Here is a 13,385-nt window from a genome sequence, read left to right on the forward strand (position 1 = left end):
TGCATTGGTAAGGGTATACCCGAACGAAGAAAAAAAGATTCACTTTCGGAAGGAAAGGTTATGCAAAAGGGTAGAAATCGACCGATAAACAGTGTAGGATAATTCAGTAAATGTAATGTAAAATGACTTGAAATATTCAGTGGGAACGAAGAGTGACAACCGTTGATGTGAAATGGTGGAATCACCCCCGAAACATTGACTTTAAAAGTGGATTTGATAAGATGAAGGTAGAGGAATTGCGCAATCGGTTGCGCAATGTATAGAAGTTAACTGACTAATGAAAACAACACCCCAAAGACTGACCTACGAGAGGATTCACGACACATGACACAAATGATACCGCGCCCTGAAACGGCCCAACAAACAATTACACGAGCTTGGTGGAAAGAAGCAGTTGCTTACCAAATCTATCCACGCAGCTTTTACGATGCAAACAACGATGGAATCGGCGATATTCCGGGTATCATCGCAAAATTGGATTATTTGAAGGATCTTGGCGTCGATGTCCTTTGGATTTGCCCGATGTTCAAGTCACCGAACGATGATAATGGATATGATATCAGTGATTATGAAGACATCATGGATGAGTTCGGTACGATGGCGGACTTTGATCTCTTGATGGAAGAAGCGCATAAGCGTGACATCAAGGTCTTGCTTGATCTTGTCGTCAACCACACATCGGATGAACACCCGTGGTTCCTTGAATCACGTTCGTCAAAAGACAATGAGAAACGCGATTGGTACATTTGGAAAGATGCCGTCAATGGTGGAGAACCGAACAACTGGGAAAGTATTTTCGGTGGATCAGCATGGGAATATGATGAAAAGACGGAGCAGTACTTCCTGCACGTCTTCTCTCGTCGTCAACCAGACTTGAACTGGCAAAACCGCGATATGCGTCAAGCCGTCTATACGATGATCAACTGGTGGCTCGATAAAGGTATCGACGGTTTCCGAATCGATGCAATCAGTCACATCAATAAGGATCAATCATTCGCCGATCTCCCGAACCCGCTTGGTATGCCGTATGTTCCTTCATTCGATATGCATATGAACGTCGAAGGCATCCATGCGTATCTCGAAGAGTTGAAGGATGAGACGTTCTCGAAATACGATATCATGACAGTCGGAGAAGCAAACGGCGTCACACCGGAAGAAGCCGATCTCTGGGTCGGAGAAGAGAACGGTAAGATGAACATGGTCTTCCAATTCGAGCACATGGATCTCTGGCGTGCAGATGCGGAAAAAGGAGTCGACGTCGTCAAACTGAAACAAGTGCTGACGAAATGGCAAAAAGGACTTGAAGCTACAGGGTGGAATGCGTTATACCTCGAAAACCACGATAAGGTTCGTTCAGTCTCCCTTTGGGGTGACGAGGAACAGTACTGGAAAGAGAGCGCGAAGTCGCTTGCGATGATGTATTTCTTCATGCAAGGCACACCGTTCATCTATCAAGGACAAGAGATCGGGATGACGAACGTTCAATTCCCGGACATCTCGGATTATGATGATGTCGCGACGAAAAACATGTACGACATGCAACTTGCTTCTGGGAAAACACATGAGGAAATCATGGAAGTCATCTGGAACTCGTCCCGTGATAACTCACGCACACCAATGCAGTGGACAAATGAGCAAAACGGTGGTTTCTCGAATCAATCTCCATGGTTTGGTGTCAACCCAAACTACGCGGACATCAACGTCGCGTCGCAAGAACAAGATGAAGATTCAATCTTGAACTTCTATAAACGAATGATCCAAATCCGTAAGATGGAAGAGACGTTGATTTACGGCGCGTACGATCTCATCTTACCGGAAGACACGAAAGTCTACGCGTATACACGGACGCTTGGTGACGAACAATTCTTGATCGTTACGAACTTAAAAGGCGAAACAGCAGAAATCGATACGGACATCATCTTGCACTCGGACAATATGTTGCTTGGCAACTATCCGACGATGCACCACGAAGGAACAGAACTCGTCCTTCGTCCATTCGAAGCTCGTCTGTACCGTGTGCGCTAATATGTTTTGAACGGATTCGAAGTACATCGAATCTGTTTGAGACTGAAGATAAGTGCAATTGTTCTCTAACGAGAAGGATTGCGCTTTTTTTTGTTCGTCTCGCATCGTTTTCCTGGGACAAGCATCGCGCCGCTTCGCTTCGCTGCAGGGTCGCTCTTGCTTGTTTTTCCCTAGGAAGCGATGTCGAGTGAACAAAACGCTTTTCTGATTCTCCTTCCGGGTATAAAGAAAATGACACGTTACACGCCACTCCTACAGGAAAAAGCGCAATTTTGCGCTGTCAGAGACAAACAAGACCCGTTTTCCTGCTCGAATGGAGCGGGAAAACTGGCTTGTGTCTCGCCTGAGGAAAGGGCGTGAAAAGGTGCGTCATTTTTTGAGTCAGTCCATTTGTCTACAATCTGGAACGGATTCGATGTACATCGGATCCGTTTTTTTGTTGCATGTAAGCAGAAGGTGCATCAGACGAAAAAATCGTGTACGCTAAACGATGAGGTGATAGAAGTGAAACCAGTAAAGTACCCGGTGTCATTACGACAGGTGACGACGATCGAAGATGGTCCGATGCGTGAATCGGTCGAACTTAAGGCGGACGGCACGTTGTTCGAAACAAAAGACGGTTTTGCCGTGAAGTTCGTTCAGCCGGATGAACAACCGATCGATACGACGATCAAATGGTCAAAAGACCAGATTGCTTTGAATCGTAAAGGTCCTGTTGCGATGCATCATGTCTTCATTTTAGGAGAGACGACCAAAAGCCAGTATGGCAGTCAATTCGGTCAGATGTTGATGGAAACGGGCACGGAGACGATTGAGATGAAACCGCGGCAGATGCAGTTTCGCTATACATTAAAGATGAATGGACAAGCAGTCGGTACGTATACGATTAATTTAACTTGGGAACGGAGTGAGACGAATGGCATTTGAACAAACAGTACGTCAAATGGAGCAGATGTTGGAAGAGGAATGGTTTGAATGGCTCGAGAACGATGAGCCGCGCTACAACGAATGGCGTGATCAACTCGAAGGACTCGCAGAGCAGGTCATCACGGAATACAATCCGAAGGTCGACCCGGAGTCCATCGATACGCTACTCTTAATCAATGAAGAATTACCGGTCTTATACGGCGAAGATACCGTCATGCTGTATACAGCGCTCTTGAAAGCACGTCAGGAAGACGATCAAGTATACGAGCGTTACTTGACGATCCTTGGTGCGTTCGCGGACGAACAGCATCCAGCAATCCGTGAAGTCGAAAAGTTAGTCGCGAAAAAGGATTATAAAAATGCCTTCGCACGTGCAGTCCGTCTACCACAGTCGCTCGGGTTAGAATAAACATTCAGTGGACCATCTTGTTTTAGGCAAGGTGGTCTTTTTAGGAGGAAGCGTCATGTATCCACTCTATCGAATCATCGTCGCGATCATCCGCAAGGGCGATCAACTGCTCATCGTCAATAATCAATCGGGTCAGGAGAAGCGCTGGAGCTTACCCGGTGGACAGATTGAATCAGGAGAGACACTCGAGCAAGCACTTCGTCGCGAGGTGGAAGAAGAAACCGGCTTGACGGTCACATCGTCGTCGTTTGCTTTCTTAACGGAGAACTTCATGCCGACCTATCAAGCGCACAGCCTCGTGACTTATTTTGATTGCGAAGTGAGTGGTGTACTTGATCCAAATGATCCCGATGAAGAAATCATTGAGACGAAGTGGATCGATCAAACGGAGTTAGCGGAGTACATCACGAGTGAAGATGTCCGTCTTCCGTTATCGACATATTTAGAAGAACAGCACAAAGGCTATTACATGTTTGAAGAGATGAAGTGGTAACTCGGCTGTCATCGTTTCTTTACATTCCTTAAAGCAGTCTCCATCGTTCATTTACATTCGCTCGGTATGATGAAACCATCATCGGGAACAGGGAGGAAACACAAATGAACAAGAAATGGATGGCGACAGGTATTCTCGGTACAGTGCTTATGACGGGAGTTGCGGGCTATACATATGAATCGGCTCAGCCGGTCGAGGCAAAACAAAACACGAAACAAGCGAAGGTTAAAAATGTCATCTTCATGATTCCGGATGGTTATTCGGCTGCCTATGCAACGAATTATCGCTGGTATCAAGGAGGCGAGGAGACGGAACTCGACGGTCATTTAAAAGGAATGATGCGGACGTATTCGGCAAACACGAAAGTGACCGATTCAGCAGCTGCCGGAACGGCGATGGCAACAGGAACAAAAACAAACAACGGAACAATCGGTATGGATCCAAGTGGAAAAGAAGTAGCGTCTATTCTTGATCGGGCGGATCAAGCAGGCAAAGCAACAGGACTTGTCTCGACATCAGCCATCACCCATGCGACACCAGCTGTTTTTGCATCGCACGTCGCAACACGTGCGAATGAAGCGGACATCGCGAAACAATATATGGATGAAATGAAAGTCGACGTCTTACTTGGTGGCGGTCAGAAGTTCTTTTTTGATCAAAAGAATGGTGGCGTTCAAGAGGCTGGTAATCTAGTGAAGAAAGCAGAACGAGCAGGATACCAGTATGCGGATTCACTCGAAAGTCTGAATGAGACGGATGGTCGTAAAGTTCTTGGATTGTTTGCAGAAGAAGGAATGGCACCAGAACTGGACCGGGAAAACACGAATCAACCGAGTCTTGCGACGATGACGTCGAAAGCCCTGCAAACATTGAAGAAAGACCGCGATGGCTTCTTCTTGATGGTAGAAGGAAGTCAGATCGACTGGGCGGGTCATGCGCATGATGCTGCTTGGGCGATGAAGGATGCAGAAGCGTTCCACCAGGCAGTCGAAAAAGTGCTTCGTTTTGCAGCAAAAGATAAACACACATTGGTCGTCGTCGCCGGTGACCATGATACAGGTGGTATGTCCGTCGGTGGATACGATGAGTACGTAGCGAAACCAGAAGTCTTGAAAAACGTCAAGGCGACGGGGAATGAGATGGTTCGTCAGTTCAACGACGACTTATCGAACATCGCCTCTGTCGTCAAACGAGAAACGACGTTTGATTTGACGGCTGAAGAAATTCAGACGTTGCAAAAAGTAGATGCGAAGAAACGCGTCATGACATTGAATGAGATGATCAGTAAACGAGCGTATGTCGGCTGGACGACTGCCGTGCATACAGGTGTTGACGTTCCGCTCTACGCGTACGGTCCACAAAGCGAACAGTTCAGTGGGTTGCATGAAAATACGGACATCCCTGGTCTGATGGCCAATGCAATGAAATTAAAAAAATGACGTATTGGACGTGATTAAATCAAGCGGTGGATGATCCACCGCTTGATTTTTTTTTGAGTACGTATCTGCTTGTGTGACGCAGTAAAAACTAAATGAAAAAAATGAATGAATAGCCATTCATTATATGCTATACTCATTTCAACACAACTGCTTTAGGGGGAAAGGGGTTTGTTCGAACATGAATACGTTTTTACTCATCAACTGGATTGCCTTCCTACTCGTCATCGGCTATGCGGGCTATCTGTTCACGTCACTCGTCAAAAGTCGTTATGCCGCTATTAAACGGGGGAAAAAGGCGGAATGGACACTGACGAACAAAGAACGACTGGACGCAGTCTTAGTCAACGTCTTCGGTCAAAAGAAATTATTAAAAGATAAGAAAAGTGGCGCTATCCACGTTATGATGTTCTACGGCTTCTTACTCGTTCAATTCGGAGCGATCGATTTTATCTGGAAAGGACTCGCCGTCGGTCAGCGTTTTCCGCATGTCCCACTCGGTCCGCTTTATCCGATTTTTACATTCTTCCAAGAAATCGTCATGCTCGTTATCTTGATTGCTGTCGTTTGGGGATTTTATCGCCGGTACGTTGAGAAACTCGTCCGCTTGAAGCGGAATTTCATGGCAGGTCTTGCGTTGATCTTCATCGGTGGTTTGATGGTCGCCGTCCTGTTCGGAAACGGCTTCTTCCTTGTCTATGAGAATCATTCGACGCTCGGTGAACCGGTTGCTTCAAGCATCGCGTTCTTATTCAGTTGGGTGCCGGAATCGGTTGCGTTTGGATTATTCGTTTTCTTCTGGTGGGCACACTTACTGTTCTTACTTAGCTTCATGGTTTACATCCCGCAAGGTAAACATGCACACTTGATTGCCGGTACAGCAAACGTCTGGCTCGGTCGAACGTCGAAAGTCGGGCGTTTGGCACCGATTGATCTATCGGTCATGGAAGAGGCAGAAGACGACGAAGCGGAATTTAGCTTCGGGGTCAACCGAATCGAAGATTTCAATCAGAAACAGCTCGTTGATCTATATGCCTGCGTCGAGTGTGGACGCTGTACGAACATGTGCCCAGCGAGTGGAACGGGGAAGATGTTGTCTCCGATGGATTTGATCGTTAAATTACGGGACCATCTCAACATGAAAACGGCAGCCATCACACAGCGCTCGCCATGGGCACCTGCCTTTGCGTTCGAAGGATCGCAAGGAAATCAAATCGCTTCACTCGCAGCAGCCGGACAGATGGATATCGTTCCAGATTCATTGATTGGGAACGTCATTACAGAAGAAGAGATCTGGGCGTGTACGACGTGTCGGAACTGTGAAGATCAGTGTCCGGTCATGAACGAACATGTCGATAAGATCATCGACCTCCGTCGTCATCTCGTCATGATGGAAGGCAAGATGGATCCGGAGATGCAACGGACGATGGCAAACATCGAACGTCAAGGTAATCCATGGGGGATGAACCGGAAAGAACGCGAAAACTGGCGGAAAAACCGTGATGAACTCGTCGTTCCGACAGCAAAGGAGAAGAAAAAAGCGGGCGAAGACTTCGAGTACCTGTTCTGGGTTGGTGCGATGGGATCGTACGATAACCGAAGTCAAAAAATCGCGATGGCGTTTGCGCGTATTCTAAACGAGGCAGACATCTCGTTTGCGATTCTAGGAAACGATGAGAAAAACTCAGGAGATACACCGCGCCGGATCGGGAACGAAGTTTTGTTCCAGGAACTCGCGGAAGCAAACATTAAATCATTTGAGAAATACGGCGTCAAAAAGATCGTCACGATTGATCCGCATGCCTACAATACATTTAAAAACGAGTATCCCGACTTCGGACTGAGTCCGGACGTTGAAGTCTATCACCATACCGAATTGCTCGCACGACTGATTGACGAAAAACGGATCACACCGCTCCATGAAGTCAAGGAGCGTGTCGTCTATCACGATTCGTGTTATCTTGGTCGTTACAATGATATTTACGACGCACCACGTTATATTCTCGAGAAGATTCCAGGCATCACGCTCGTCGAGACGGAACGCAACCGGGAAAAAGGGATGTGTTGCGGTGCTGGTGGCGGCATGATGTGGCAAGAAGAAAAAGTCGGCGCACGCGTCAACGTCGCACGGACGGAACAATTGTTGACGGTCCAACCGTCTGTCATTGGGTCAGCATGTCCGTACTGTCTGACGATGCTCAGTGACGGCACGAAGGCGAAGGAAGTCGACGAGGCGGTTGCTACGTACGATGTCGTTGAATTACTAGAACGCTCAATCGTCGGTATACCAGTCGAAGAACCTGTCGTAACCGTATGAAAAAGTGGGATGAAACGATTATTCTCGTGCGAGCGGGAGTAGTCGTTTTTTTCTCTGAAAAAGCGCGACGTTTTACTGTATGGTTTTGACATGATAAGATAAGAGAACTAGCTATAGAAAGGAGGTGAGAATCTTTTGGGAAGGCGTTACTTCGAATCGGTCAGGTCGCGGAGACCACCGGCTTATCAAAACGAACGATCGATTATTACACATCACTCGGTCTGTTAACACCAGAGCGTACCGCGTCTGGCTACCGTCTGTATGACGAATCGGTCATTCATCAAATCGAAAAGATTGAATATTTGAAGTCTCAACGACTTTCCCTGCAAGAGATTCTTGCTTCTTTTACGGAACGGGAACAAAAAACAGGGGAGACGATTTATCAGGAAGTGAAACAACTTCAGGCGACGGTTGAAGGACTCGAGCAGCGTTTGTTGTATTCGACGGACGTCGAAAAACAAGCGATCCGCTTAGAACTGTCCCGACGTCTGACATTGATTGCTTCCTTGATTGCACAGCTTTAATACAAAACAATGGAGGTGACCCCTGTTTAGGGGATTTTGGATACTATATTATTCATCAATTTATTTTTAGTGGTCTTGTTGATTGCGTTGACGGCGTTTTTCGTCGGATCGGAATTTGCTGTCGTTAAGGTTCGGATGTCGCGTTTGGATCAAATGATTCAAGAAGGGAACAAAAGTGCCGTCCTCGCGAAAAAGATCGCGGGCGATCTCGATTACTACTTGTCTGCCTGTCAGCTTGGTATCACGGTCACGGCACTTGGTCTTGGGGCACTTGGTGAACCAACCGTTGAAAAGATCTTGCATCCTGTCTTCGACGACTTCGGGATCTCTGCTGCTGTTTCGACACTCTTGTCGTTTGGTATCGCATTCGTATCCGTAACGTTCTTACACGTCGTCATCGGTGAACTCGCTCCGAAGACGCTTGCGATTCAGTATGCAGAACGCATGACATTGTTGTTTGCCCGTCCACTTTATGTGTTCGGTAAAATCATGTACCCATTCATTTGGTTACTCAACGGTTCAGCGCGCTTATTCCTCGGTCTGTTCGGTGTCAAACCAGCAGGGCACGAACAAGCCCACTCGGAAGATGAATTGAAAATCATCATGGCGCAAAGTTTCCAAAGTGGTGAAATCAACCAAACGGAACTTGCCCTCATGCAAAACGTCTTTGCGTTTGATGAGCACATCGTCAAAGATTTGATGGTGCCGCGGATGCGGATGGAGACGATCTCGGAACGTTTGACGAAAGATGAACTGATGGAAATCTTCATGGATAATCCGTACACGCGTTACCCGGTCACAGAAGAAAACGATAAGGACCGGATTCTCGGATACGTCAACGTCAAGGAAGTCTTGACGGATTATGCGAACGGCAATGAGCATCCGGTGACGCATTATATCAAGGATTTACCGGTTGTTTCGGAAGTGACGTCGCTTCAAGAGACACTTCGCAAGATGAAACGGACCCGGACCCATCTCGTTCTCGTCGTCGATGAATACGGTGGAACGGCAGGTCTCGTCTCGATGGAAGACTTACTCGAAGAAATCGTCGGTGAAATCCGTGATGAATTCGACGCAGATGAAGTCGAAGAAATCGAACAGGTCAAATCGGACGAGTTCCTACTCGACGGTACAGTCTTGCTCGCTGATTTGGAAGAACGTTTCAATATTCGTTTTACGAATGTCGAAGATGTCGATACGATCGGTGGCTGGATTCAGATGCATAACATTGATCTTCAGCCAGGTGAGCATATCGATACACCAGACTTCTCCGTCGAGGTGATGGAGATGGAGAACTATCAAATCAACCGCGTCAAGATTTGGTTGCATCCAGCTGAACAAGCAGAAGCATAAGATGGTCGGTTCCTCATGGAGGAGCCGGCTTTTTTATATCACATCAGTCAAAAAATCAAGAATAGACGGATTGTGCGAACTTTCGGTAGTCGTGATAGGAGAATGCAGAGAGGAGCGGGAATGTAATCTAATACGACTTTATTGTTGATTCGCGTCCTATGAAACGAGGAGGTATTCCGTGCTCGAGCAGATCCCATTCTTACTGAGTCGTTTAGGTATGTTAGCACTGTTAGCCTTTTTATTGTCCCAGTGGCGCATTTCCCGATACATATTCAAGATGGACCGCGGAATGAATCTTCCACTGCTCTTTGCATTCGTGTCATCCGGTATTTTGATGAACTACGCAGGAATTGAACTTTCGCAAGATACGACGATTGATCCGTTACTCGGATTAGCTGTCGAAAAGGATGCCTTGTTGCTCGATACCCGACTCGCTGTCATCGTGACGAGCGGATTGATTGGTGGACCAGTGATCGGCGGCATCACGGGATGTTTGGTTGGTTTACACCGCTACGTACTCGGTTCGTTAGGGGCAGAAGCCGGTTGGATCATCGCCATGCTCGCTGGACTTGCGAGCGGCTGGTATCGAAAACGCTGGCGCTTGCATGATGGTTATGCGCTCGTTCCACCAATCGGTATCGTATTGACGGCATTATTGTTCGAAAGTGGGATTACATTATTACTTGCCCCTGATACAGCGGAGGCACTGGATTTGATGAGTCGTGCCGCTTTTCCGTTACTGTTCGCAAACATATGTGGGGTCGTACTGTTCATCATGATCTTACGGACACAACTTCGACTCGAAGGAGCACTCTTCGTCCGCCAGACCGAGCGATCCGATCGTCTACTGCAAGCATTACAACCCTTACGAAAGCAGGGATTGACTTCGGAAGTCGCACGGCAGATTGGAGCGACGTTATTGAAGGAGACAAAGATGCAACGGATCGTCGTGCTCGGGGCGACAGAGGTCGTCATCGATATGACGGACCAGCAACCAGCAGTCTGTGGCGAGCAACCGAGACGTGAGGAACAACGATGGATCGAAGCAGAAGAACCCGTCCGACAGGAAGACGAGCAGACGGGACAAATTCTCAGTTTTCATCCGATGCGCATTAACGGTCAAAAGGCAGGTGTCATCTGTTACTTTTCGAAAGACTTATTTGACGACACTGTCGAGCGGATGACGGAACAACTCGTCCGTTTATTAGCACGAGAGCTGCACATGCACCGAGAAGATCAGTTGCTCCGGTTAAACGGAAGAAAGATGAAACCGATGTTACACGTCAGCTATCTGAAAGGGATCATCGAAGAAATCCAGCGGACAGCTGATCCGGGAACTCCTGTGAAACATCAACTGAATGCGCTGCTTCAACTGTTGACGACAGCGACGCGGCATGATGAACATCCACTACGCGAGGAACTGGCGACCTTGAAGGCCTATTTATCACTAGAAGGAACACGACGTCGCCCGAATCAACTGACCTCCGCTGATATCACGGTTGATCTTGATATCGAGACCGCTGTTGAAGAATACTTCGTCTTTCCATTCCTTGTGACACAGCTCGTCGATAATGCACTACGTCATGCATTCGTAAAGGCAGGACGACATCACCGGATTGATGTCCGTGCCTTCAAGACGACGACAGACTGGGTCATCGAAGTTACGGATAATGGGCAAGGTGTACCGCCTGCTGTGATGCAACAACTGAATCAAAAGGAAGCGGGTGATTCGAACCTGTTTCTGATTCGACGCGCATTAGACGTGACATACGGTCCGACTGCAACATTACACGTCCACTCGATCATCCATCAAGGGACTCGGATCGAAGTGCGATTACCACTTCCGTCTCTGTAACAACAATGGTCTTTTGCCATTGTTGTTTTTTTGTCTCGTTCCGAGGGTAAATACGAAAACAGGAAAATGTATCGTACAGGAGGAAGCAAATGATGATTACGACAACAGAAGTAGGGCAACTAGGAGATCAGTCCTTGCTACGATTCACGTTACAGAATGTGCATGGGCATAGTATCGATATCTTGAACCGAGGCGCAAAAATTCTTGCCATCCGGGTTCCGGATCAACATGGAATGATCGAAAATGTCGTACTCGCGTTTGACGACCTATCAGAATACCAAGATGATCCGCATCACTTAGGCGCCACGATCGGACGCGTCGGCGGACGAATTGCGAATGGTGCGTTTGCGCTAGAAGGAATGACGTATGTACTCGAACAAAATGAGGGTGAACATCACCTCCATGGAGGAAGCGAAAATTGGGCGAACCGAATGTTCACGCACGAAATCAACGACGACAAACTTGTTCTACGTTTAGATAGTCCGAGTGGGGAGAACGGCTATCCGGGGCACTTGTCGTTCACGCTGACGTTCGAATGGACGGACGAGAACGTCCTGCATATCCATTATGAAGCGGAGACGACAGCTTCGACACCATTCAGTCCGACGAATCATACGTACTTTAACTTGACGGGTGAGGCGAAGACGACGATTGAACAGCATCTGTTACGAATGGATGCACCTTTTTATGTTCCGTTGACGAAAGATGCGGTACCGACCGGTGATATTCTCCCGGTGACAGACACCGTCTTTGATTTTCTCGATACCCGTCCCCTGCATGAAGTGACACATGCATCAGATGAACAACTCCGTCAAGCAGGTAGTGGGGTTGATCATCCCTTCCTGCTTAGAGAGGGTGGAGAAATCGTTCTCGATGAACCAATCAGCGGGCGGCGATTGCGCGTCGTGACGGATCAACCGGGAGTCGTCGTCTACACCGCTAATCATTTGTCGGGCGAGTTTACGATTTGTGGAAGACGAGCAACCCCATACCTCGGAATCTGTTTTGAGACACAAGGATTACCGGATGCGATCAACCAACCGAATTTTCCTTCCGTCGTCTTGCATGCCGATGAGCACTATCATAAGCGTACATCGTTTCATTTTCAGATGATGTCATGACGTTTCTTGCGATTTCCACTTCTGTATATGGTAGGATAAAGCGAGAAGAATCTAACGGAGGCTAAGGAAAATGACTAAAATAGCATGGGTGACCGATAGTATGGCCTATTTCACGAAGGAAGAGGCAGAAGCGATCGGCGTCAATGTCGTACCGATTCAAATCTTACTCGGTGATACGGCGTATCAAGAGAATGCGATCACGGTCGAGCGATTGTTCCGTGCCTTAGATGCGGACAAAAAGCTGATTGCCAAAACATCACAACCAATCTTTGGGGAGTTCGTTGGAACATATGAACGTCTGAAAGAAGAAGGCTATGACTGTGCCATTGCAGTGCACTGTACGAATGGGCTCTCAAGTACCGTCCAAAGTTCAGCATCAGCAGCGGAAGCAGCCAGTTTCCCGGTTCATATCATCGACTCGCATACAGCGTTTGAGAACCAACAAGAGTTCATTCGTTACGGGATGGAGCTCGCGGCACAGGGGAAATCCGTCGAGGAAATCGTCGCAGCCTTACAAGCGTTGACGAAAAAGACCCATTTCTATATGATCGTCGGTAATATGGAAACGATGCGCCGGGGTGGACGTGTCTCATCCGGTGACTTGTTCCTTGCGAACCTACTCAGCATCAAACCGATCATCACGACGGATGAAGCAGGAAAAATCGTACCGTTCAAAAAAGCACGTTCTTTAAAGAAAGCTTACATCGAAATGGTTAAACAAATCGATGAATCGATGCGTCAGCACACGTTCTATAAGAACCGGATTTATGTCGCGACGACGATGGCACCGGAAATGGCAGCGGAACTGCGGCAGCAAGTCGCAGCGAAGTTCCCGGATTTGACGATTCTCGAGGGCACGTTCGGACCAGCAATCGGGACGCATGCCGGAGCAGAGACGGTTGGTCTATTCTGGATGAATGATTAA

General features: G+C 47.6%; 11 protein-coding genes. All 11 read left to right on the plus strand.

The window, feature by feature from the left end; all coding sequences use genetic code 11:
• Positions 1-324 precede the first annotated feature (324 nt).
• The 11 genes from MKY22_RS01655 (at position 325) to MKY22_RS01705 (ending at position 13,385) form a co-directional block, all read left to right on the plus strand.
• A complete protein-coding gene (locus tag MKY22_RS01655; protein WP_251137680.1) occupies positions 325-2,025 on the plus strand; it encodes a glycoside hydrolase family 13 protein in 1,701 nt (566 codons plus the stop codon).
• Between the two features lie 504 nt (positions 2,026-2,529).
• Positions 2,530-2,952: a DUF1934 domain-containing protein gene (locus tag MKY22_RS01660; protein WP_341086083.1), complete on the plus strand. Its 423-nt coding sequence runs from the start codon at positions 2,530-2,532 to the stop codon at positions 2,950-2,952.
• Positions 2,942-3,361: a hypothetical protein gene (locus MKY22_RS01665; RefSeq protein ID WP_050677289.1), complete on the plus strand. Its 420-nt coding sequence runs from the start codon at positions 2,942-2,944 to the stop codon at positions 3,359-3,361. The genes MKY22_RS01660 and MKY22_RS01665 overlap by 11 nt, the downstream gene beginning before the upstream one ends.
• A gap of 55 nt (positions 3,362-3,416) precedes the next feature.
• Entirely contained in the window at positions 3,417-3,854 is a 438-nt protein-coding gene (locus MKY22_RS01670; RefSeq protein ID WP_214729643.1) for an NUDIX domain-containing protein, read from the plus strand.
• A gap of 104 nt (positions 3,855-3,958) precedes the next feature.
• A complete protein-coding gene (locus tag MKY22_RS01675) occupies positions 3,959-5,293 on the plus strand; it encodes an alkaline phosphatase (protein ID WP_290717125.1) in 1,335 nt (444 codons plus the stop codon).
• Between the two features lie 178 nt (positions 5,294-5,471).
• On the plus strand, positions 5,472-7,607 hold the full coding sequence (locus tag MKY22_RS01680) for a (Fe-S)-binding protein (RefSeq protein WP_290717122.1): 2,136 nt from the start codon (positions 5,472-5,474) through the stop codon (positions 7,605-7,607).
• 155 nt (positions 7,608-7,762) lie between these two features.
• Positions 7,763-8,131 (plus strand): MerR family transcriptional regulator, encoded by a 369-nt coding sequence (locus tag MKY22_RS01685; protein ID WP_149426685.1) that lies wholly within the window; start codon positions 7,763-7,765, stop codon positions 8,129-8,131.
• A 36-nt stretch (positions 8,132-8,167) separates the two neighbouring features.
• On the plus strand, positions 8,168-9,484 hold the full coding sequence (locus MKY22_RS01690) for a hemolysin family protein (RefSeq protein ID WP_023466825.1): 1,317 nt from the start codon (positions 8,168-8,170) through the stop codon (positions 9,482-9,484).
• A 178-nt stretch (positions 9,485-9,662) separates the two neighbouring features.
• Positions 9,663-11,339 carry a LytS/YhcK type 5TM receptor domain-containing protein gene (locus MKY22_RS01695; protein WP_214729640.1) on the plus strand — a complete coding sequence of 559 codons (1,677 nt, stop codon included), beginning with the start codon at positions 9,663-9,665 and terminating at the stop codon, positions 11,337-11,339.
• Between the two features lie 92 nt (positions 11,340-11,431).
• A complete protein-coding gene (locus MKY22_RS01700) occupies positions 11,432-12,460 on the plus strand; it encodes an aldose epimerase family protein (protein ID WP_214729639.1) in 1,029 nt (342 codons plus the stop codon).
• 70 nt (positions 12,461-12,530) lie between these two features.
• Positions 12,531-13,385 carry a DegV family protein gene (locus MKY22_RS01705; RefSeq protein WP_058265493.1) on the plus strand — a complete coding sequence of 285 codons (855 nt, stop codon included), beginning with the start codon at positions 12,531-12,533 and terminating at the stop codon, positions 13,383-13,385.

The organism is Exiguobacterium sp. FSL W8-0210, assembly GCF_038006045.1.
Classification (GTDB): Bacteria; Bacillota; Bacilli; order Exiguobacteriales; family Exiguobacteriaceae; genus Exiguobacterium_A.